General features: G+C 72.2%; 17 protein-coding genes. All 17 read left to right on the top strand.

The window, feature by feature from the left end; translation table 11 throughout:
- Positions 1-14 precede the first annotated feature (14 nt).
- Positions 15-1,445 carry a glycoside hydrolase family 43 protein gene (locus WBN91_RS04285; RefSeq protein ID WP_337723173.1) on the top strand — a complete coding sequence of 477 codons (1,431 nt, stop codon included), beginning with the start codon at positions 15-17 and terminating at the stop codon, positions 1,443-1,445.
- A gap of 373 nt (positions 1,446-1,818) precedes the next feature.
- Entirely contained in the window at positions 1,819-2,718 is a 900-nt protein-coding gene (locus tag WBN91_RS04280) for an SDR family oxidoreductase (protein ID WP_337723174.1), read from the top strand.
- A gap of 139 nt (positions 2,719-2,857) precedes the next feature.
- The gene (locus WBN91_RS04275) at positions 2,858-4,588 is read left to right on the top strand and encodes a LamG-like jellyroll fold domain-containing protein (protein ID WP_337723175.1); all 1,731 of its coding nucleotides are present in this window, start codon (positions 2,858-2,860) and stop codon (positions 4,586-4,588) included.
- 204 nt (positions 4,589-4,792) lie between these two features.
- Positions 4,793-5,233, top strand: a complete 441-nt coding sequence (locus WBN91_RS04270) for a cellulose binding domain-containing protein (RefSeq protein WP_337723176.1) — start codon at positions 4,793-4,795, stop codon at positions 5,231-5,233.
- A 409-nt stretch (positions 5,234-5,642) separates the two neighbouring features.
- The gene (locus WBN91_RS04265) at positions 5,643-6,977 is read left to right on the top strand and encodes an MSMEG_0569 family flavin-dependent oxidoreductase (RefSeq protein ID WP_337723177.1); all 1,335 of its coding nucleotides are present in this window, start codon (positions 5,643-5,645) and stop codon (positions 6,975-6,977) included.
- Between the two features lie 13 nt (positions 6,978-6,990).
- The gene (locus tag WBN91_RS04260; protein WP_337723178.1) at positions 6,991-7,806 is read left to right on the top strand and encodes an amidohydrolase family protein; all 816 of its coding nucleotides are present in this window, start codon (positions 6,991-6,993) and stop codon (positions 7,804-7,806) included.
- Between the two features lie 12 nt (positions 7,807-7,818).
- Entirely contained in the window at positions 7,819-8,331 is a 513-nt protein-coding gene (locus tag WBN91_RS04255) for an MSMEG_0572/Sll0783 family nitrogen starvation response protein (RefSeq protein WP_337723179.1), read from the top strand.
- Positions 8,332-8,341: 10 nt separating this feature from the next.
- Complete coding sequence (locus tag WBN91_RS04250; protein WP_337723180.1) at positions 8,342-9,415, top strand: MSMEG_0568 family radical SAM protein; 1,074 nt, start codon at positions 8,342-8,344, stop codon at positions 9,413-9,415.
- A complete protein-coding gene (locus WBN91_RS04245; RefSeq protein ID WP_337723181.1) occupies positions 9,367-10,818 on the top strand; it encodes an MSMEG_0567/sll0787 family protein in 1,452 nt (483 codons plus the stop codon). Before WBN91_RS04250 ends, WBN91_RS04245 begins: the two co-directional genes overlap by 49 nt.
- On the top strand, positions 10,815-11,660 hold the full coding sequence (locus tag WBN91_RS04240; protein WP_337723182.1) for a carbon-nitrogen hydrolase family protein: 846 nt from the start codon (positions 10,815-10,817) through the stop codon (positions 11,658-11,660). The genes WBN91_RS04245 and WBN91_RS04240 overlap by 4 nt, the downstream gene beginning before the upstream one ends.
- Positions 11,661-11,667: 7 nt before the next feature.
- Positions 11,668-12,492: a carbon-nitrogen hydrolase family protein gene (locus WBN91_RS04235; RefSeq protein ID WP_337723183.1), complete on the top strand. Its 825-nt coding sequence runs from the start codon at positions 11,668-11,670 to the stop codon at positions 12,490-12,492.
- A complete protein-coding gene (locus tag WBN91_RS04230; RefSeq protein ID WP_337723184.1) occupies positions 12,489-13,586 on the top strand; it encodes an MSMEG_0565 family glycosyltransferase in 1,098 nt (365 codons plus the stop codon). Before WBN91_RS04235 ends, WBN91_RS04230 begins: the two co-directional genes overlap by 4 nt.
- A gap of 427 nt (positions 13,587-14,013) precedes the next feature.
- Entirely contained in the window at positions 14,014-15,048 is a 1,035-nt protein-coding gene (locus WBN91_RS04225; RefSeq protein WP_337723185.1) for a hypothetical protein, read from the top strand.
- A 9-nt stretch (positions 15,049-15,057) separates the two neighbouring features.
- On the top strand, positions 15,058-15,879 hold the full coding sequence (locus WBN91_RS04220) for an ACP S-malonyltransferase (RefSeq protein ID WP_337723186.1): 822 nt from the start codon (positions 15,058-15,060) through the stop codon (positions 15,877-15,879).
- Positions 15,880-15,909: 30 nt separating this feature from the next.
- Positions 15,910-19,491 (top strand): type I polyketide synthase, encoded by a 3,582-nt coding sequence (locus WBN91_RS04215; RefSeq protein ID WP_337723187.1) that lies wholly within the window; start codon positions 15,910-15,912, stop codon positions 19,489-19,491.
- Entirely contained in the window at positions 19,491-20,822 is a 1,332-nt protein-coding gene (locus tag WBN91_RS04210; protein WP_337723188.1) for an MATE family efflux transporter, read from the top strand. The genes WBN91_RS04215 and WBN91_RS04210 overlap by 1 nt, the downstream gene beginning before the upstream one ends.
- Entirely contained in the window at positions 20,819-22,225 is a 1,407-nt protein-coding gene (locus tag WBN91_RS04205) for a condensation domain-containing protein (RefSeq protein ID WP_337723189.1), read from the top strand. The genes WBN91_RS04210 and WBN91_RS04205 overlap by 4 nt, the downstream gene beginning before the upstream one ends.
- Positions 22,226-22,296 lie beyond the last annotated feature (71 nt).

Genomic DNA, 22,296 nt, shown 5'->3' with positions numbered 1-22,296 from the left:
ACAGGAGATGTACGTTGTCCACGCTTCCCGCCCGGCTGGCGGCGATACTGGTCGCCGCGTGCCTGCTCATCACCTCCCAAGCCCTGACCGCACCCGAGCGGGCGTCCGCCGCCGAGCCGGGCTACCTGATGACGCACTTCATCGGGGAGGGGTCGAACGGTCAGCAGATCTACTTCTCGTACAGCACGGACGGCCTGAACTGGACCGAGCTCAACGGCGGTGGCGTAGCCCTCCGCTCCACGGTCGGCACGAAGGGGGTGCGCGACCCCGCACTGGTGAAATCCCCGAACGGTGACAAGTACTGGATCATCGCCACCGACCTGTGCATCGGCTGCGGGCAGAACTGGGAGACCGCCGTGTACAACGGCAGCCGCAGCCTGGTGGTGTGGGAGTCGACGGACTTGATCACCTGGTCGGAGCCGTGGCTGCTCAACGTCGCCGGCGCGATCCCCGACGGGCGCAACGCCTGGGCGCCGGAAGCGGTCTGGAACCCGGCCACCAACGACTACGTCCTGTACTGGGCGACGAACAAGCCCGTGAACGGCGTGAAGAAGCACCGCATCTACTACGCCCACACCACCGACTTCCGCTCCACCACCACCCCGCAGATCTACATCGAGCGCCCCGGCACCCAGGAAATCATCGACACCCAGATCGTCGAACTGCCGGCCGGCGTCGGCTCCCACCGCTACGTGCGGGCGTCCGGCGACGGGCAGATCACCCTCGAAGGCAGCAACTCGATCCTCGGGACCTGGACGCACCTCGGCAACCTCTCCGGCATCGGCCTGACCGGCGCCCAGGTCGAGGGCCCCATGTGGCTGAAGTTCCGCGACCGCGACGAATGGACCCTCTACCTCGACCAGTACTCGTCCGGACGCGGGTACATGCCGGTCAACACGACCAACCCCTCCGCTTCCGGCGCCTACCGGCTCCCGGCGTCGGGCAGCTACAACATGGGCGTCACCAAGAAGCGCCACGGCTCGATCCTGAACCTCACCGCCGCCGAGGAGTCCCGCGTGCTCGCACGCTGGAACGACATCCCGGCCAACCGGCTCCAGTCGTACAACTTCCAGGACCGGTACGTGCGGCACGCCGGCTTCGACGTGCGCATCGACCAGAACATCACCGGCCCGGACGCCCAGTTCCGGCTGCGCCCCGGCCTGGCGGGTTCGGGAACCGTCTCCTTCGAGTCGGTGAACTACCGCGGGTACTTCCTGCGGCACTCCGGATACGACTTCCAGTTGGTCCGCGACGACGGCACCGCCCAGTTCGCCGCGGACGCCACCTTCCGGCAGGTCGCCGGACTCGCCGACACAGCCTGGTCCTCGTTCCAGTCCTACAACCACCCCGACCGCTACATCCGCCACTACGCCTACCAACTCCGCCTCGACCCGATCACCACCGCGACCGCACGCGGTGACGCCACCTTCCGCGTGACGAGCTGACCCGCCGAGGAAGCCGGCGCCTCCACAGCGCCCCTCACCGCCAACCGCCCCACCAGCGGAGAGGCGCCGGCTTCCTGCCACGAGTCGTCCCGGGCAATCCCTCTCCGACTCCCGGCGTGAGCGATTCGCGGCGGGCCACCCGCAACCACCTGGAAGGCCGTGGTCGCCGGTGTTGCGCCGTCGCGGACGGGGACACCCACACGGCCGCTCGGGTCGGCGTGGTCGCCGTGATCGGGTACACCGCGTTCCTGGCCGGACCGCCGGTCGTCAAGTCAGGTGGGGTCACACCTTGGGCTGATCTTGTCCCCTTCAGGAGGGTTGAGCGCGCCACGAGCGGGAAAACTCGGACCGGCGACGAGAACGGGGGCGGCACATGGCGAACGACCAGTACACCCGGCAGGACCCGCGGCACCAGTACCCGCGGCCCGAGCAGCAGCGTGGCCGCGAGCAGCGGCACCCCGGCACGGACGAGGACATGGCTCCGACGCCCGACCACGGCGAGCGGACCTACCGGGGCAGCGGCAGGCTCGTGGACGCGAAGGCCGTCGTCACCGGCGGCGACTCCGGCATCGGGCGCGCGGTGGCGGCGGCGTTCGCCCGTGAGGGGGCCGACGTCGTGCTGTCCTACCTGCCGGAGGAGCAGGAGGACGCCGAGGAGACCGCCGAGCTGGTGCGCCGGGCCGATCGGCGGGCGGTGCTGGTCCCCGGCGACCTGCGCACCGAGGACGCCTGCCGCGACCTGGTCGGCCGGGCCGTGGGCGAGCTGGGGCGGATCGACGTCCTGGTCAACAACGCCGCCTACCAGATGTCCCAGGACGATGGCCTGCTCGGCATCTCCAGCGAGCAGTTCGACCGGGTGTTCAAGACCAACGTCTACGCGATGTTCTGGCTGTGCAAAGCCGCCGTCCCGCACATGCGGCCGGGCGCGTCGATCATCAACACCTCCTCCATCCAGGCTTTCCAGCCCTCACCCGAACTGATGGACTACGCCGCCACCAAGGCCGCGATCGTGAACTTCACCAAGGCGCTGTCGGCGGACCTGGTCGGCAAGGGCATCCGCGTCAACTCGGTCGCGCCCGGCCCCGTGTGGACCCCGCTGATCCCGGCCACCATGCCCGCCGAGAAGGTGGACGGCTTCGGCGGCCAGACCCCGCTGGGCCGTGCCGCGCAACCCGCCGAACTGGGCCCGGTGTACGTCTTCTTCGCGTCCCAGGAGTCCAGCTACATCACCGGCGAGGTCCTCGGCGTGACCGGCGGCCAGCTCCTGACCTGAGGCACCGACGGGCGTCACGCGGGACAGGTCGGGCCGGCGCGACGGGTGAGTGGAGTGGACCAAATGGACGTATGCCCGGTGGTCGCGCTTAACGTCGGGTTCGCCGCTTGTTGGGTGAGCGTGCCTAACGTCCCGCGCCATGACGACCCGCCGCACGTTCCTGCTGGGTACCGGGGGTGCGGCTGCGGCCGGCCTGGTGTCCGTGCCTGCCCTCGCCGCGCCCGGTGTCGAGCGTGGCGGCCGGCCGGACCCCGACCTCGGCCGGTTCACCATCGCGGTGATCCCGGACACGCAGTACCTGTTCGACCGGGATCGGGGTGACTCCGCGCCGCTCGACGCGTCGCTGCGCTACCTGCTCGACCACGCGGGCTCCGAGAACATCGTGTTCGTCTCGCACCTCGGCGACCTCACCGAGAACGGCCTGAAGAGCGAGATCGAGGACATCGGCCGCTCGTTCCGGGTGTTGGACCGGCGGCGGGTCGGGTACAGCGTGCTCGCGGGCAACCACGACCTCGACGCGCGCACCGACGACCAGCGGGGCCGCACGCCGTACCTCGACGAGTTCGGCCCGCACCGCTTCCGCGAGTCGCCGACGTTCCGGGGGGCGAGCGCGGACGGCTACAACAGCTTCCACGTGTTCAAGGCCGCCGGCCGGGAGTGGCTGGTGCTCGCGTTGGACTGGCGGATGTCGGCGAAGGGCTTCGCCTGGGCGCGCGACGTGCTCGCGAAGCACCCGACGCTGCCGGTCATCCTCACCACGCACGAACTGGTCCACGCGGACGACGCAGGCAAGGCCGAGTTCTCGGACTACGGCCGCCGCCTGTGGGACGAGCTGATCAAGGACAACGACCAGGTCTTCCTCACGATCAACGGTCACTTCTGGCCGCCCGGCCGCGCCGTCATGCGCAACAGCGCGGGCAACGACGTGCACGTGCACATCACGAACTACCAGGACCGCTACTACGGCGGCAGCGGGATGATCCGGCTCTACAGCTTCGACCTGGCGCGTGACGTCGTCGACGTGCGCACGTTCTCGCCGTGGCTGCTCGGCAAGAAGTCCACGAACGCGTTGGAGCGCGTGGAGATCGAGCGCACCGGTGACGTCGACCGGTTCAGCGTGCCGATCGACTTCGCGCGGCGGTTCGCCGGGTTCGCCCCGGTGCCGGTGCGTCCGGAGCGCTCCGCCCGGGAGGTCGTCATCGCGGGGACGGTCGCCTACTGGCGGTCCGACTCCCTCAAGGACCTGTCCGGCAACGGCAACGACCTGCGCCAGGTCGGCACCCTGGCGGTCGCGGACGACCACCACGCCGACTCACCGAGCCACGGCAGCCGGGTCTTCGGCAAGAACGGCCACCTGTCCACTGTGGACAACGCTCCGCTGAACCGGATGACGTTCGAGCGCGGCTACACGATCGAGACTTTCATCAAGCTCCCCAAGGGTTTCGACCACCCGTGGTGCGGCCTGCTGACGAAGCTGGCACCGGGTGCGGCGGCCGGCAAGACGGGCGACGACCCCAAGGAACCGTTGTGCACGCTGAACCTGGCGGGCGGCGGAGCGCTCCAGTGGGCGGTGTTCCCGCGCAACCAGGACGGCCTGTCGACCAACTGGGGCCACGAGATGGAGGAGGAGACGTGGTGGCACGTCGCCGTCGTCAACGACGGCAAGCGCACGAAGCTCTTCGTCGAGGGCTCCGAATTGTTGCGCAACCCCTCGACCCCGGCCATCGGCATGTCGACGGCGGGCGACCCTTGGCTCATCGGCGCGTACGCCTACGACCGCGTCGTCGAGAAGTCCTACCACGGCCTGCTGGGCGACATCCGCATCGTCGACCGCGCCCTGTCGACCGACCAGTTCCTCACGGCCCGCTAGCTGCTTGATGTCGGGACTGCGCGGGCGGTCGAGGGTGTCGGACCTCGGCGTGCCGGTCCGTTGACGGCGGCGGGATCACCCCCCGATCCTGAGCGGGTCCGCAGTTGCCTCGGATGTGCCGCCGGCATCCGCCTCCGGAGGAAGGACCTCCCCGACATGAAGACCTCCGCTCGTCCGAGACGCGGGTCGACAGCGCCCGGGCTCGTGCTGACGCTGTTAGCGGCTCTTGCCGGTTCGCTCGTCGTCGCCGGTCAATCCGGCGCCACGGCGCAGACCGCCCCGACGAACACCTCCTCGATCACCCACCCGACGGACTACCCGCCCACCAGCACCACGCCGGCGCCGACCGGTCGGTGCACTGCGGTCTACCGGCTGGTCAGCACGTGGCCGGGCGGGTTGCTCGGCGAGGTCGTCGTCACGGCCGGCTCGCCGATCACCTCCTGGAACGTGCAGTGGACGCTCGCGCCCGAGCAGGTGGTCACGGACCTCTGGGGCGGCGTCGCCTACGACCTCGGCCGGACGGCGGGCGTGCGCAACGCCGACTGGAACGGCGTGCTCGCGCCGCAGGGCACCGCGACCATCGGCTTCACCGTGTCCGGCAGCCCGCACCCGCACACCCCGATCGTCAGCTGCGTCGCGTCCTGACGAGCCGGACCCGACCGCCTGATCCTTCCCACGAGCACGTCGCCTCTCGCCCGCGTCCGGGCCGCCCGCATCGCGCCGACGATGCGGGCGCTGGTCGACACCGGGCCGGGCGGTACGTGAGGAACCCTCGTCGGGGGTTCGAATCCGGTGCTGCGCGAGGCCACGCCCGCACCACCGGGGTTGGACGCTGTCCGTGAGTGTGGCGCGCTCGTGACCACTCCAACAGAGCAATTGGATTCACGACTACGGTCTGTGCGCGCAAGGTAACGTTACGGCGTTCCGGATGAAACCCGTTCGACATCGGTCGTCGCTGTACTTCAACCGCCACACCGCATCCCCGCAAAGCGATGCGAGCTCTTCGAGAACCCTTGTCCGACGCGGAATTCGCGCTGTCCGAAGGGATCGAACGGTGATCGAGCACGACGAGCTGGACGGCGCGCACCTCCCCGTGGTGGTCGTGGGTGGTGGGCAGGCCGGGTTGTCCATGAGTCACCGGTTGGGTGAGCGTGGCGTTGAGCACGTGGTGCTGGAGAAGAACGTCGCCGGGGGTGAGTGGGAGGCTCGGCGATGGGACTCGTTTTGTCTTGTCACGCCGAACTGGCAGTGCCGGTTGCCGGGGTTCCCGTACTCCGGTGACGATCCGGACGGGTTCATGGGGCGGGACGAGGTCGTGGCCTACCTTCGTGACTACGTTCGCTCGTTCGGACCACCGCTGCACGAAGGCGTCGCCGTTACCCGGCTTCGGCGTACTGACAAAGGATTCCACCTCACCACTACCAGCGGTGTGCTGACGGCCGATCAAGTCGTCCTGGCCACCGGGCCGTACCAGGTGCCGCGCGTTCCCCGGTTGGCCGAGCGGCTGCCGGAGGCCGTCGTGCAAGTGCACTCCTCGGCCTACCGCAACCCCGAACAGCTGCCCGACGGCTTGGTGCTGGTTGTGGGGAGCGGGCAGTCCGGGGCACAGATCGCGGAGGACCTGCACCTGGCCGGTCGGCGGGTGCACCTCGCGGTCGGCACGGCGCCGCGGGTCGCGCGCTCCTACCGGGGGCGGGACGTGGTCGCGTGGTTGGACGAGATGGGGTACTACCGCCGGGGGATCGAGCAGTTCGACGATGCGGACGCGGTGCGGTTCCGGGTCAACCACTACGTCACCGGGCGCGACGGCGGGCGTGACATCGACCTGCGGGCGTTCGCGCGGGACGGGATGCGGTTGCACGGCAGGCTCATCGGGGTCTCGGGCGGTGTGTTGCGGTTCGCCGACGACCTGAAGGCCAACCTCGACCACGCCGACGCGGTGTCCGAGGGCATCAAGGACTCCATCGACGCGCACATCGCCCGTCATGGCATCGACGCTCCACAAGAGACTCGTTACACACCGGTGTGGGTACCGCCCGACGAGGCCGGAGAAGTAGAGGCGGCAACGCTTTCCGCCGTCGTGTGGGCCACCGGGTTCGGCACCGATCACCGGTGGGTCGAAGTGCCGGTGTTCGACGGCCGGGGCTACCCGACGCACGTGCGGGGCGCGACCAGCTGTCCGGGGCTGTACTTCCTGGGCCTGCCCTGGCAGCACACGTGGGGCTCGGGTCGGTTCTGCGGTGTCGCCGACGACGCCGAGCACCTGGCGCACTTGATCACCCGGCCGCGGGCGGCTCCCTCGCTGGCCGAGGTCCGGTGGATCGCGGGCACCCGCACCGACACCTGGCCCCGTGACGACGACTGGACCGCGCCGCGCACCGTGGCCTGAACCGGAGGTGACGATGGTCTTCGACGCGCACCGCCACCTCGGCGTGCTGCCCGCCCACCCGTTCTACGGGGGGCCGGCCGTGCGCCCCGACCGCAACGCCCGCGCCACCATCGGCGAGCTGATCGCCGACCTCGACGCCGAGGGCACCGAACGCGCGCTGGTGATCCCGAACTACGGCGTGCCCGATCCGGCGATCGCGTTCTCCTTCAACGAGTTGTGCGTGGAGGCGGCCGGGGTCGACGACCGGATCCGGGCCGGGCTGTGGGTCTCGCCGCTGAGCCGGGACGCCGACCGCACCGAAGAAGCGCTGCGGCTGGCGGGTGAGCCGGGGGTGCGGGCGCTGAAGCTGAGCTTCCTGCTCGGCGGAGCGCCCACCGACCCGGCGTGCCGTCCCGGCCTCGACCGGATCTTCGCGGTGGCGGCCGAGCACGACCTGGTGGTGCACGTGCACACCTCGCCCGGGGCCGCGTCCGACGTCGACGAGGTCGGTCACCTCGTCGACTGGTACGCCGACCGGGTCGCGGTGCACCTCGTCCACTTCGGCGGCGGCGCCAGTGGGCACATCAAGCTGGCCGGCTCGCGCTTCTTCGACTGGATCGACCGGGGCAAGCGCGTCTACACCGACCTGTCGTGGGCGATCGGCTTCGCGCCGCGCTGGCTCGCCGACGAGATCGACAAGCGCGGCGCCGGGCACGACCGCGTCCTGTTCGCCAGCGACGAGCCGTGGGGCGATCACCCCGGCGAGTGCGCCCGCCTGCGCGCGGCGGTGGGGGACGGCGAGCTCGCCACCCTCGTCTTCCGCGACACGTTCGAACAACTCTACGGCTGACAAGGAGTCGAGATGGCCGACCTGACCGAGCTGGAGAAGCAGAGCCTCGACGAGATCCCCCACCCGTCGCTGCCCGAGGGCTCGTCCCTCTACGGCGGGACCAAGGTGTTCCCCGACTACCAGGCCGAGCCGGGGGAGACCTACTTCACCCTCGTCCACGGCATCGCGCACGAGTCGTCGGTGAGCTTCGTGGCGATCCTCCAGGCGACCCGCGCGCTGCGCAAGGGCTTCGAGTCGGCGATCTACTTCTACGGTCCCGGTTCGCTGAACTGCCTGGCCACCCGCGGGTTCCCGACCACCGGCAACGCCGCGTTCCCCGGTGAGATGAACATCAACGACCAGCTCAAGACGTTCATCGCCGAGGGCGGCAAGGTGTTCTGCTGCCGGTTCGGCCTCTCGCTGCACGGCGCACGGGAGGAAGACCTCATCGAGGGCGTCATCCCCACGCACCCGCTGGACGTGCAGGACGCGTTGATCCACTACGCGCGCAAGGGCGCGATCATCAACTCCACCTACATGTTCTAGGGGGTTCGTCGTGCGCGTTGGCACCGAGAACGACGTGATCGCGGCGAGGGTCGGCATCGCCGTGCAAGGCGTGCGGGTGGACGCGCCCGTGCGACGGCCGCAGGGCGCGGGGCCCAGCGACGACGGGCACGTCCTGGTCGATGGTGCCAACGCGGCACTACCGCGCAACCCCGACAGCCCCTACGAGGTGCGGGACGGGAAGGTCTGGCTCGGCGCGGTGGACACCGGGTTGTCGCTGACGGTCGTGCGCCGGCCGAAGTTCTACGACCTGGTGACCGCCGACGGTGTGCCGTACGAGCAGATCGCCCGGTTGCACGGCAAGGACGTGCTGGCGACGACCGTCGTGCAGACGTGCGTCCGGTACGGCGAGGACCAGCGGTGCCGGTTCTGCACGATCGAGGAGTCGTTGCGGTCCGGTGCGACGGTCGCGGCCAAGACGCCCGCCCAGTTGGCCGAGGTCGCGGCGGCGGCGGTCCGGCTCGACGGCGTCCGGCAGATGGTGATGACGACCGGGACGACCGCCGGTCCCGACCGTGGCGCCCGCAACCTGGTGCGCGCTGTGCGGGCGGTGCTGGAGGCCGTGCCGGGGCTGCCGGTCCAGGTGCAGATCGAGCCGCCGGCCGACCTGGGCGTGCTCACCGAGTTGAGGGAGGCCGGCGCGACGGCGATCGGCATCCACGTCGAGTCGCTGGACGACGAGGTGCGCCGGCGGTGGATGCCCGGCAAGTCGACCGTGCCGCTGGCCGAGTACTGGGCGGCGTGGGACGAGGCGGTGCGGGTGTTCGGGTGGAACAAGGTGTCCACCTACCTGCTGATCGGTCTGGGCGAGGACGCCGACTCGGTCGTGGCGGGCGCGGCGGCGCTGATCGAGCGCGGCGTGTACCCGTTCGCGGTGCCGTTCCGGCCGATGGCGGGCACGTTGGCGCGGCGGGACGGCGTGGCGGGGCCTTCGGTGGAACTCGTGGCCTCGGTGACGTCGCGGATCGCCGAACTGCTGCGCGCGGCGGGGATGACCGGTGCCGCGCAGGAGGCCGGGTGCGCGGCTTGTGGCGCGTGCGGCGTGTTGCAGGCGGCGGGCGGATGATCGCCTTCGACGGGCCGACCCGGGCGGCCTCGGAGGTCGTGGCGCTGCTGGGCGAGCGGCCGGTGCGGTCGGGGTTCCGGATCGAGCGGGCGGACGATGTCTCGGCGTACCGGGACCTGCGCAGGCTCGTGTTCGTCGAGGAGCAGGGGTTGTTCCCCGGGACCGACCTGGACGCGCACGACGACGATCCGCGCACGGTCGTGCTGGTGGCGCGGGACGAGGACGGCCGGCTGCTGGGCGGGGTGCGGCTGCACCCCGCCCGCGTCGACGGGCCGGACATCGGCTGGTGGCAGGGCGGGCGGCTGGTGGTCGACCCGGCCAGTCGCGGCACGGGCGGGATCGGGCCGGCCCTGGTGCGGGCGGCGTGCGCCCGCGCGGAGGCCGCCGGGGCGTTGCGGTTCGACGCGACCGTGCAGGCGCGCAACGAGGTGCTGTTCACCCGGCTGGGGTGGACGCGGGTCCGGGACGTCGTCGTGGCCGGGCGTCCGCACGTGTTGATGCGGTGGCCGATCGGTCGCGTCGCCGCGCTGGTCGCCGCCACCAAGCGCGACCTCGGACGCCTGCTGCGCGGTCTGGACCCCGGTGGCGCCGGGTTCGTCGGCGACGACGGCGCTCCCGTGCCCGGCAGCGATCTCGTGGCGGCGTGCGACGCCATCGTGCCGTCGATGGTGGAGCGCTCACCCGAGTGGGCCGGGTGGTGCTCGGTCCTGGTGAACCTGAACGACCTGGCCGCGATGGGCGCGGAACCGGTCGGGCTGTTGGACGCGATCGGCGCGCGGGACGTGTCCTTCGCGTCCAGGGTCCTCAGTGGACTCCGGATGGCGTGCGCCGCCTACGGGGTGCCGGTTCTCGGTGGGCACACGCAGTTCGGCGTGCCCGCCGCGCTGTCGGTCACGGCCCTGGGGCGGACCGCGCACCCGGTGCCCGCCGGTGGCGGGAAGCCGGGGCACGAGGTCCGGCTCACCGCCGACCTGGGCGGTGGGTGGCGGCCGGGTTACCAGGGCCGCCAATGGGATTCCACGTCCACCCGCCGCACGCCCGAACTGCGCGCGATGCTCGGCTCGGTGGCCGCCGCGCGACCCAGGGCCGCCAAGGACGTGTCGATGGCCGGTGTCGTCGGCACGCTCGGGATGCTCGCCGAGGCCAGTGGTTGCGCCGCCGTGCTCGACGTGGCGGCGGTGCCGCGGCCGGGTGCGGCGAGCGCGGGCGACTGGCTCACCTGCTTCCCCGGCTTCGCCATGCTCACCGCCGACGAACCCGGTGCCCCGCCACCGCCCGCCGGCCCGGCGCACAGCGCGGTGTGCGGCGAACTGGTCGCCGGGCGCGGCGTCGTGCTGCGCTGGCCGGACGGGGACGTCACCGACGCTGTCACGGACGCCGTGACGGGAATGGGGATCGCATGAGCGCCCTGCGCATCGCCGCCGCGGCGGCGCCGTTCGACCGCGACCTGGAAGCGGACTTCGACCGGGTGGCCGAGCTGGTCGAGGGCGCGAAGGCGGCCGGGGTCGGTCTGCTCGCGCTGCCCGAGGCGTGCCTGGGCGGCTACCTGTCCACATTGGACGGCAGCGCGGACGGTCCGCCCGCGTTGGCGTTGGACGGCCCCGAGATCGCCAGGCTGGCGGCGCTCGCCGGCGACCTGGTCGTCACCGCCGGGTACTGCGAGCTGGCCGACGGCGTGCGCTACAACAGCGTCGTCTGCGTGACCGGTGACGGCGTGCTGGGCAACCACCGCAAGGTGCACCAGCCGTTGCACGAGAACGCCAGCTACGGCGCGGGCGACGGCTTCGCCGCGTTCGACACGCCGGTCGGCCGGCTCGGCATGATGATCTGCTACGACAAGGCCTTCCCCGAGTCGGCCCGCGCCCTGGCGCTGGACGGCGCGGAGATCGTGGTGTGCGTGTCGGCGTGGCCGGCCAGTCGCACCAACCCCGCCGCCGACCTGGCGCAGGACCGGTGGACCCGCCGGTTCGACCTGTTCGACCGGGCGCGGGCGTTGGAGAACCAGGTCGTGTGGGTGTCGTCCAACCAGTCCGGCCGGTTCGGCTCGCTGCGGTTCGTGGCCAGTGCCAAGGTGGTCGACCCCGGTGGTGACGTGCTCGCCACCACCGGGATCGCGGCGGGTCTGGCGGTCGCGGAGATCGACGTGGCGGCGGCGCTGGAGACGGCCCGCCGGTCGATGGGGCACCTGCGGGACCGCCGGCCGGAGGCCTACCAGCCGCCGGCCGACGACCTCGCGCGGGCATGATGCACCGGTGAGCACCCTCCGCATCGGGGCCGCGGCGGCGGCGTTCGGCCGCGACCTCGACTTCGACCTGCGCCGCATCGGCACCCTCGTCGACCACGCCCGCCGGTCCGGCGTCGGCCTGCTGGTGCTGCCCGACGCCGCGCTCGGCGGCTACCTCGCCGACCTGCGGCACCCGGACCCCGACGCGCTGCCGCCCGCGTTGGACCCGGACGGTCCGCTCATCGCCCAGGTCGCGCGGATGGCGGCGGAGATGGTGGTGTGCGTGGGGTACTGCGAGGCGGACGGCGACGACCGGTACAACAGCGCGGTGTGCGTCAACGGCGACGGCGTGCTGGGCCGGCACCGGAAGGTGCACCAGCCCGCGGGCGAGTCCATCGCCTACCGGGCGGGCGCGGAGTTCACCGCGTTCGACACGCCCGTGGGCCGGCTCGGGATGCTCATCGACTACGACAAGACCTTCCCGGAGGCGGCCCGGTCGTTGGCGCTGGACGGGGCGGAGATCCTGGCGTGCCTGTCGGCGTGGCCCACCAGCATCACCAACCGCGCGCCGCGGATGGCGCAGGACCGGCAGTCCCGGCTGTTCGACCTCTACGACTGCGCGCGGGCGGCGGAGAACCAGGTGGTGCTGGCGTCGTCCAACCAGACCGGGGCGCTGGGCGGGATGAAGTTCCTGGGGCAGGCCAAGGTCGTCGGTCCGGGCGGCGAGGTGCTGGCGCGCACGTGGTCCAAGGCGGGGATCGCGGTGGCGGAGCTCGACCCGCGGGCCGAGATCGCCAAGGCCCGCCGGGTGCTGAGCCACCTGGCCGAGCGGAAACCGGCGGCGTACGCGTGAGGGTCGCGCTGCTGACCTACTCGTCCAAGCCTCGCGGCGGGGTGGTGCACACGTTGGCGCTGGCGGAGGCGTTGGCCGCCGAGGGCGCGGATGTCACGGTGTGGACGTTGGGGCGGGGCGGGGACACCGGGTTCTTCCGGCCGGTGGACCGGCGGGTGGCGTTGCGGGTGGTGCCGTTCCCGGAGGTGGAGGGCGAGGAGGTCGGGGCGCGGATCCTGCGGTCGATCGCCGTGCTGCGGGAGGCGTTCGACCCGTCCGGGTTCGACGTCGTGCACGCGCAGGACTGCATCAGCGCCAACGCGGTGGACGTGTGCGTGCGGACCGTGCACCACCTCGACCACTTCACCACGCCGGAGCTGGCGGCCTGCCACGAGCGGGCGATCACGTCACCGGTCGCGCACGTGTGCGTGTCCAGGGCGGTGGCGGGGGAGTTGGCGGACGGGTGGGGTGTCTCGGCCGAGGTGATCCCCAACGGCGTGGACGCGGCGCGGTTCGCCCGTGCGCCGCGGCGCGGGTGGGAGCACTTGGGGCGGTACGTGCTCGCCGTGGGCGGGATCGAGCCGCGCAAGGGGTCGATCGACCTGCTGGAGGCCTGCGCGTTGCTGCGCGCTCGGCACCCCGACGTGCGGTTGGTGGTGGCGGGCGGGGAGACGCTGTTCGACTACCGCGACTACCGGGCGCGGTGGGAACAACGGGCGCGGGAGCTGGCGGTGGAGCCGGTCGTGCTCGGGCCGGTGGACCACGACGTGCTGCCGTCGTTGGTGGCGTCGGCGGCGGTGTTCGCGTTCCCCTCCACGAAGGAGGGGTTCGGGCTGGCGGCGATGGAGGCGCTGGCCGCCGGTGTGCCGTTGGTGGTGCGCGACCTGCCGGTGCTGCGGGAGGTGTTCGACGGGGCCGCGCGGTTCGCCGCCACGCCGGCGCGGTTCGCGGAGGCGATGGCCGACGCCTTGGCCGACGGCGGGGCGTTCACCGAGGCCGGCAGGGCGCTGGCGGACCGTCACACGTGGGCACGGGCGGCCCGGCACCACCTCGCGTTCTACCGGTCGTTGTTCGACCGGGGTGTTCTCCAGCGCTCGGCGGCCGGTCGACTGTGACGTGTGGCGCGCCCCCTGCGCGCCGCACTACGTGCTCCCGTACTCCGCCGATCGGCGCCCGCCGGGCTCGGCCGGCCGGGGCCGTCGCCGATTCCGCAGGTGAGAGACCTTCGCATGTGTTGCGGTGCGCCTGTTCCACCCACTGAATACGGCTGTTCGGAGAATTGCTGCGGGCAACGGCGTGCAGTTAGCGTTGCGCACCGTTGGAAAACCTCCGGGATGGCCGAAGTGGAACCGTCCCGCGACCGACCAAAAGTCGACATAGGAAATCCGAATAGCACTCCCGGTCTCATAGGCGCGACCTGTCGGTGCGTAGGCGGACGTCATTTCCTCGTGATCCACCGTTAACCGGTCGTGCCAGGTCATCGGCGTTCGGCGCGGCCGTCTGCGGGTGGGGTCCAGGCTGCTCGGAAACAGGTCCGAATCAATGCGCTCACTCCTGCTGTTCGACGGACTGGGTGGTGCCGACGACGCGCTCGTGCCGGCGTTGCGCGCACTTCTCCGGCGTCCCGAGAACGCCTCCTTCCGCCATGCGGTGTGCCGTGCGGTCGATACGGCGATCGAATACCTCGGCCCGGACGCGCCCGCCGACGGGCTGCCCCTGGAGAAATGGCTCGACGGCCTCGACCCGCCCCCGCTGGATTCCACGGCGGCGGGTGTCTGCCTCCACGTGCACCAGTTGTGCGGGCTCCAACCGGTCGGACGCGGCGACGACGGCGCGGTCGGCGCCCTGGGCCACAGCCTCGGCCTCCAGGCGGCGATCGTGGCGGGCCTGCGTGCCGTCCGGCCCGACGAGTTCCTCCGGCTGGCCGCGGCCTCGGTGCGGCTGGTCGCGATCAGCCTCGTCCGCGCCCACCAGATCAGCGCCGACCAGATCAGCGCCCACCAGGTCGGGCCGCGCGCCGACGACGTGTCGACCGGGCCGATGGCCGCGGTCACGGGCCTGACGCGCGAGGAGCTGGTCCGCCTCGTCGAGGGCACCGGTGTGGTGGTGGGCCTGGTCAACGCGTCGACGGCGCACGTGCTCAGCGGCCCGGCCGACGCGCTCGCGGCCCTGCGCGGCGACCCCGCGTTCGAGGGGAGCGGCGTGCGCTGGTCGTTCCTGCCCAACACCGTGCCGTTCCACACCCCCGCCCTGGCGCCGGTGGTCGAGCGGGTTCGCGCCGACCTCGACGCGGTGGTCGGCCCGTGGCCCGCGCCCGACCGCCTCGCGCTGCCCGTCTACGCCGGTGACGCGCCGCGCGACCTGCGCGACGCCGACGACCTGGTGGACGAGTACCTGCGCCAGGTGTTCACCCGGCCCATCGACTGGCCGACGGCGGTCGTCCACGCCGTCGACGACTCCCGCGCGACCCGGGTGCTCGACCACGGGCCCGGTGCGGGAGCCCGCCGCTTCGCCCGCGAGCGCCTGGGCGCCCGCGTGCGGTTCGAACCCGTCCGACGACCCCGGCCCACCAGATAGGAGAGCGCCGTGCAGTGCCTGCTGTTCCCCGGCCAGGGCGTGCAGCGCAAGGGGATGGGCGCGGAGCTGTTCGCCCGCCACCCCGAGGCGACCGCCCTCGCCGACGACGTCCTCGGCTACTCGATCGAGGAGCTGTGCGTCCGCGACACCGGCCGCAGGCTCCGCGACACCCGCTACGCGCAGCCCGCGGTGTTCTTCGTCAACGCCCTGCTGGGCGTCGAACGCCTGGCCGAGCGGAGCTACGGGTACTTCGCCGGGCACAGCCTCGGCGAGTACAACGCGCTGGTCGCCGCCGGGGTGCTCGACCTGGCCGACGGCCTGCGGCTGGTCAAGCGCCGCGCCGAGCTGATGTCGACGATCACCGGCGGCGGCATGTCCGCGGTGCAGGGCGTGCCCGCCGCGTTCGTGCGCCGCGCGCTCGCCGAGACCGGCCTGTCGAAGGTGTTCGTGGCCAACCACAACGCCGACACCCAGACCACCATCGCGGGCGACCGCGCGGAGCTGGCCGTCGCGGGCAAGGCGATCGCCGCGCTGCCCGGCGCGCGGGTCGTGCCGATCAACGTCAGCGGCCCGTTCCACACCCCGCTGATGGCGCCCGCCGAGGCGGAGTTCCGCGCCGCGCTGAGCGGCTTCGCCTTCGGCCAGGCGCACACGCCGGTGGTCTCCAGCGTCACCGGCGAGCTGTTCGACGGCCCGGACCTGCTCGCCCGCCAGCTGTCGGCGCCGGTCGAGTGGGTGCGCGCCGTCACCACCCTGCGCGCCGTCGGGGTGACGGCGTTCGACGAGGTCAACGGTCAGACGCTGACCTCGCTGGTCAACAAGGTCCACTGAGTCAACAAGGTCCACTGAGGGGACGTCAGCATGAACACGGACATCGCGGTGATCGGTCTCTCGGTGGACGTGCCGGGAGCGGGCGACCTCGACGCCTTCTGGCAGGTCGTCAGCACGGGCACGAGCATGAGCCGCCCGTTCCCGCCCGACCGGCGGGACAAGCTGGAGCAGTACATCCACTACCTGCGCGCCACCAGCATCGACCCGCTGGACGAGCCGGACGTGGAGTACCACAACGGCTACTTCCTCGACACCGTCGACCACTTCGACCACGCCGCGTTCGGCATGAACCCGCGGCAGGCCGCGCTGACCGACCCGCACCACCGCATGGTGCTGCGCGCGATGTACCTGGCGTTCGAGGACGCGGGCTACACCCTCGACCGGCTGCGCGGCACCCGCACGGGCGTGTTCGTCGGCTTCGCGGTCAACCCCGGCTCCACCTACCTCGACTACATCAGCCGGGTCGACCCGTCCGTGGGCCAGCAGGCCATCACGGGCAACATCCCGGTGATGCTGGCCAACCGCATCTCCCACCTGCTGGACCTGCGCGGACCCAGCATGGTCGTGGACACCGCGTGCTCGGCGACCCTGGTCGCGGTCCACCAGGCGAAGAACGCCCTGCTGCTCGGCGACTGCGACACGGCCGTCGTCGGCGGCGCGCGCATCGTGTTCGCCCCGGTGAAGCACCGGCACTCCGCCATCGGCATCGAGTCCTCCGACGGCGTGACGCGCACCTTCGACGAGGCCGCCGACGGCACCGGCTTCGGCGAGGGCTCCGGCGCGGTCGTGCTCAAGCGCCTGGACCGGGCGCTGGCCGACGGCGACCAGGTGTACGCGGTGATCAAGGGCAGCGCGGTCAACCACGACGGCAACACCGAGGGCATCACCAACCCCGACTCCGACTCGCAGGCCGACCTGCTGCTGGCCGCCTGGGACAACGCGGGCGTCGACCCGCGCACCATCGGCTACTTCGAGGCGCACGGCACCGCCACCCGCGTCGGCGACCCCATCGAGCACGAGGGCATGAAGCGCGCGTTCGCCCGGCACACCACCGACCGCGGGTTCTGCGCTGTGGGCACGGTCAAGGCCAACGTGGGTCACCTCTTCGAGGGGTCCGGGGTGATCGGTCTGATCAAGGCGATCTCCGTGCTGCGCAACAAGGCCATCCCGCCCCAGGCGAACTTCGCCAACCCCAACCCGAAACTGGACTTCGCCTCCGGCCCGCTGTACGTGCCGACCGAGCTGACCCCGTGGGAAGCCGACGGGCCGCGCCGCGCCGGTGTCAGCGCGTTCGGCCTGGGTGGCACCAACGCGCACGTCGTGGTGGAGGAGTTCACGCGCGCCGACGAGCGGCCGGCGTCCACGGGGGAGCACCTGTTCGTCATCAGCGCCGCCACCATCAAGTCCCTGACCCGGATCGTGGAGCGCCACGTCCGGTTCATCGACGCGGGCGGGCTCGACGGCCTGGACCTCGCCGACGTCTGCCACACCGTGCAGGTCTCGCGGGGCGGTCACCGGCACCGCGTCGCCGTCGCCGTCACCGACGCGGCGGACCTGCGCGCCAAGCTCGTCGACCTGCTCGCCGACCGCCCGGCGCCACTGCCCGAGGGGCCGCTGGGCGACCAGGGCCGGGCGTTCCTGCGCACCGGCCGGGTCGACACCGCCGCCCTGGCGGGCGACCGCCGGCCGCGGATCGTGCGGCTGCCCGGCTACGCCTTCGACGAGACCCTCGCCTGGGTGGCGTTCCCCGACACCTGGCGCGAGACCATGCGGATCACCACCACCGAAGAGCGGCACCCCGTGACGCACGACGTGGAGTTCCAGCCCGCTGTCGCGCCGCCGCCGGCCACGCGCGCCGGTGTCGCGCTGGCCCTGGTCGACCCGGACACCGACGCGGAGCGGGTGCTCACCGCCGCGCTGGGGGAGGTGCGGTGCGTGCGGCTGGGGGAGGAGATCGAGCCCGGTGGCCCGGTGTTCGACCCGACCGACCCCGCCGCGCACGAGCACCTCGCGCGCCTGGTCGGCGAGGGCGTCACGCACCTGGTGCACGCGCTGGCGTTCGAGGACACCCCCGCGACCGACGCCGCCGAACTCGACCGGCGCGTGACCAAGAACCTGCACAGCCTGTTCCTGCTGACCAAGGCGTTGATGGCGGCGGGGGTGAAGGTCGACCTCGCGGTGCTCACCCGCGGCGCGGTCGCCGCCGCCGAGGGGGACCCCGCCGTCGTGGAGAACGCCGCCCTGGTCGGCTTCGGCAAGGTCGTCGGCCGCGAGTACCCCTACATCAAGGTCAAGCACGTCGACGTGGACGCCGCCGTGCCGCCCACCCGGCTGCGGGACGAGGTCCTGGCCGAGGAGCACGGGTTGTTCCTGCTGCGCGGCGACGCCCGGCTCCGCGAGGTGTTCGTGGAGGTGCCGGAGGTCGCGGCCGTCGAGGCGCGCGAGCACCTCCGCGGCGGCGGCACCTACCTGATCACCGGGGGCACCGGCGCGCTGGGGCTGGCGGTGGCCAAGGACTTCGCCACCGCCCGGCCCGACATCACCCTCGCGCTGCTCAGCCGCTCCGGCGTGCCGCCGCGCGAGCGGTGGGACGACCTGACCGCCGTGCCCACCGGGTCCGCCGCCGCCAAGCGGGTCGAGGCCGTCCGCGAGCTGGAGGCCCTGGGCGCCACCGTGGTCGTCGTGGCCGCCGACGCCGGGGACCCGACGGCGTTGGCCGACGCCGTGGCCGCCCTGCGCCGCGACCACGGCCGCATCGACGGAATCGTGCACGCGGCCGGCCTGCCCGGCGGCAGCACGGTGATGTTCCGCCAGCTCGACGACTTCGACCGCGTGGTGCGGGCCAAGCTGCACGCCGCGTTCACGCTGGAGCACGCCACGGCCGACGACGCCCCGGACTTCGTCGTCCACTTCTCCTCGGTGGCCGCCGTGTTCCCCGCGCCCGGCCAGGCCGACTACGCCGCCGCCAACTACTACCTGGACAACCTCGCGCGGCAGCGGGCCGGCGGCCCGACCCACGTCATCGCGGTGGACTGGGTGGCGTGGAAGGAGATCGGCATGGCCGTGGACTTCGGCACCAACGGCGACACCATGTTCAAGGCCCTGCCCACCGCGACCGGCCTGGCCGTGCTCGACGCGGGCCTGCGCTCGCGCCGCTCGCGGTTGTTCGCGGGCGAGCTGAACTACCGCGGCGAGCTGATCCACCTGCTGCGCTCCTACGACATCGCGCTGTCCGCCGAGATCGAGTCCAAAGTGGACCAGGAGATGCAGGCGCTGGAGCAGCGGCTGCGCCAGGCGTCGGAGAAGACGCGCGCCACGGTGGCCGCGGTGTCGGTCGAGCTGGAGGGCCGCGAGGACGGGGTGTACACCGACGTCGAGCGCACCGTCGCGCAGTGCCTCGCGCTCGCGTTCGGGTACGAGGCGCTGGACGTGGAAGCCGACTTCTTCGACCTGGGCGGCGACTCCATCATGGCGGGCACCGTGGCCGGGACCATCGCCGTGGTGCACGACGTCGCCTACGACGTCGCCGACCTGCTCGCCGACCGCACCATCGCCGAGATCGCCTACCACGTCGAGGACCTGGTCGACTTCGCCGCCACGGAAGTCGCCTGATGGCCGACCTCACCACCGGGCCGCCGCTGCGGCGCGTCGTCGGCTTCGCCGTGCCGCTCACCGCGGCGAACCTGCTCCAGCAGGGCTACCTGCTGGTGGACGGCATCGTCGTGGGCCACCACGTCGGCGTCGGCGGGCTGGCCGCGATCGGCGCGGCCGGACCGTTGTTCTACCTGCTCAACGCCATGTTCATCGGGCTGGGCACGGCGTTCGCCATCCGGTTGGCGCACCTGAGCGGAGCCCGGCAGGACGGCGAGCGGCGCGGCGTCGTGCTGTCGCTGACCTGGCTCACGGTCGGGTGGGCGGCCGGCTGCGTCGTGCTCGCCACGCTGCTCGCCCGGCCGGCCCTGGCGTTGATGGGCATCCACGGTGAGCTCGCCGACGCCTGCGCGGACTTCATCGGCGTGCTGTCGCTGGGTTTCCCGGGGATCTTCGGGTCGGCCGCGGTCAGCGCCTACCTGCGCGGGCTGGGCGACGCGCGGGCCGCGATGTGGGTGGCGGGCTTCGGCAGCGTGCTCAACGCCGCGCTGGTGTGGGCGTTCGTGGCGTGGTGGGGGATGGGTGTGGTGGGCGCGGCGCTCGCCACGGCCGCCGCCGCCACGGCCGCGCTCGTCGCGGGTCTCTGGTACGCCCGCCGCACCCACCCGGTGCCACCCGCGGGCGGGCGGCCCGCCGTGCGGCGCGAGCTGGTCGACGCCGTGCGGCTCGGCTTCCCGTTGGCCAGTCAGCACATCATCCTCGCCGTGGGGATCATGGTGCTGGTCTGGATCATCCAGGCGTACGGACCGGTGGTGCTCGCGGCGTTCACCGTGGTGTCGCGGATCGAGCAGTTCATCGCGATGCCGTTCCTGGACTTCTCCGGCGCGGTCACCGCGTTCACCGCCCAGAACCTCGGCGCGGGCGACCGGGCGCGCACCCGTGCCGGGCTGGTGCGGACGCTCGGCCTGACCGCCGTGCTGAGCCTCGTGGCGTCCGTGGTCGTCCTGGCCGCGCGCGGGCCGATCGCCGCGGTGTTCACCGACGACCCGGCCACCCGCGAGCTGACCGAGCGGTACCTGGTGATCATCTTCCCGTTCTTCGTGCTCTACACGGTCATGGTGGTGCTGCACGGGCACCTCAACGGCTCCCGCCGCACCACCGCGCCACTGGTGTGCACGGTCATCGCGTTCGTGTGCGTGCAGATCCCGTTCGCCTACCTGTTCAACGGCGTGTTCGGCATCGAGGCGGTGATGTGGGCGGTCGTCGCGAGCTGGGCGGCCGGGTTGACCTACTCCGTGCTGTGCCTGCGCCGAGTCCTGTTCGCCCCGAGCACGGAGGTGGTGCCGTCGTGATCGTCGTCAGCCGCGCGGAGGCCGAGTTCCACGGCGGCCGGGCCCGCACCGGTCCGGTGACCTGGGCCCAGCAGTCCACTTGGGACGGTATGCGGCGCTGGTTGCCCGAGGTGAAGCCGTTCTTCGCCCTGCCGAGGTGGCTGGACGTGCCGCTGCTGCTGGAGCTGGGCGACGTGCTCGACGTGCTGGGCGAGCTGACGCTGCGGTACGAGTCGCTGCGCACCCACTTCGACGTCAGCGCGAACGGCGAGGTGACCCAGCGGGTCGTGGGCTCGGGCGTGCTGCCCGTCGAGGTGCACGACCGGCCCGCCGACGACCCGGTCGGGTTCGGCGACATCGTCGCCGACTGCTGGCGCCGCGGCGCCGCGACGCCGTTCGAGCACAGCAGCGAGCTGCCGATCCGGCTGTCCGTCGCGCTCCACGAGGGCATCCCCGTGCTGGTGGCGTTCGTGGTCTCGCACCTGGCCGCGGACCACACCGGCGCGGACCTGCTGGTCGCGGAGCTGACCGCGCTGTTGCGCGCCCGCGTCGACGGCGTGCCGCCACCCGCACCGCGCGGGGCGGCGCAACCACTGGACATCGCACGGCAGGAGCGCTCACCGGAAGGGCAGCTGCGCAACGTCGAGGCCCTTCGCCACCTCCGGACCCAGTTGCGGCGCATGCCGCCCGCCGTCCCCGCGCGCGCCGAGCCGGCGACACCGCGGTACGTGGGCGCGGACCTGGCTTCGGACGTCCTCCCCGTGGCGGTGCGGAAAGCGGCCCGCCGGTGCCGCACCACGACGTCAGTGGTGTTGTTGGCGATCACGACCGCGCTCCTCGGCCGGGTGTGCCCCGGACCCCGGTACCGCTTGGACGTCATGCAGGGCAACAGAGTGACGCCCGAGCTGATGGGCAGCGTCACCACCCTCAACCAGGTCGTGCGCACGGCGGTCGACCTCGACGGCGACTCGTTCACGGCCCTCCTGCGCCGCGCCGAGCTGACCATGCGCGAGGCCCGCGCCGTATCCCACTACGACACCCGCGCCGAGCAGGAGGTGCTACGCACGTGGGGCGGCGTCCTGGAACCGGGCCTCCAGTTCAACGACATGTGGTCCCTGCTCCCCAAACCGCGCACGACCCCGGCCGCCCCCGACCCGGCCGCCACGGAGCTCACGTGGGCCGGCACGTCCGAAGCAGAGGACATGGCGCTGTACTTGGACATCAAGGGCACGCCCGAGCGCATGGTCCTCGGTCTCATGGCTGACACGGCGCTGCTGACGCGGGGGGAGATCGGCGCTTTCCTGCGGGCCTACGAGCAACTGGCGACGGCCCTCGCCGAGCACGACATCACGCTGGAGTCCGTGGCGGAGGCGTTCGAGCACGGCCATCCCACCTCGGTCCCGACGCGCGAGGCGCTCGCATGAGTCCCTGACGGCGGCAGGAAGTGACGTTGCGGATTTCGCCGCCGTCCACACTCGTGAACGTCGACAGTCGT

It is taken from the genome of Saccharothrix sp. CCNWYY140, from assembly GCF_037401995.1.
Taxonomy (GTDB): domain Bacteria; phylum Actinomycetota; class Actinomycetes; order Mycobacteriales; family Pseudonocardiaceae; genus Actinosynnema.
This window is presented reverse-complemented; position numbering and strand designations above follow the sequence as displayed.

Coding starts and splice junctions, on each gene's coding strand:
- WBN91_RS04215 (WP_337723187.1), top strand. CDS start 15,910: ATGAACACGGACATCGCGGTGATCGGTCTCTCGGTGGACGTGCCGGGA.
- WBN91_RS04255 (WP_337723179.1), top strand. CDS start 7,819: ATGGCCGACCTGACCGAGCTGGAGAAGCAGAGCCTCGACGAGATCCCC.
- WBN91_RS04260 (WP_337723178.1), top strand. CDS start 6,991: ATGGTCTTCGACGCGCACCGCCACCTCGGCGTGCTGCCCGCCCACCCG.
- WBN91_RS04240 (WP_337723182.1), top strand. CDS start 10,815: ATGAGCGCCCTGCGCATCGCCGCCGCGGCGGCGCCGTTCGACCGCGAC.
- WBN91_RS04280 (WP_337723174.1), top strand. CDS start 1,819: ATGGCGAACGACCAGTACACCCGGCAGGACCCGCGGCACCAGTACCCG.
- WBN91_RS04225 (WP_337723185.1), top strand. CDS start 14,014: ATGCGCTCACTCCTGCTGTTCGACGGACTGGGTGGTGCCGACGACGCG.
- WBN91_RS04275 (WP_337723175.1), top strand. CDS start 2,858: ATGACGACCCGCCGCACGTTCCTGCTGGGTACCGGGGGTGCGGCTGCG.
- WBN91_RS04210 (WP_337723188.1), top strand. CDS start 19,491: ATGGCCGACCTCACCACCGGGCCGCCGCTGCGGCGCGTCGTCGGCTTC.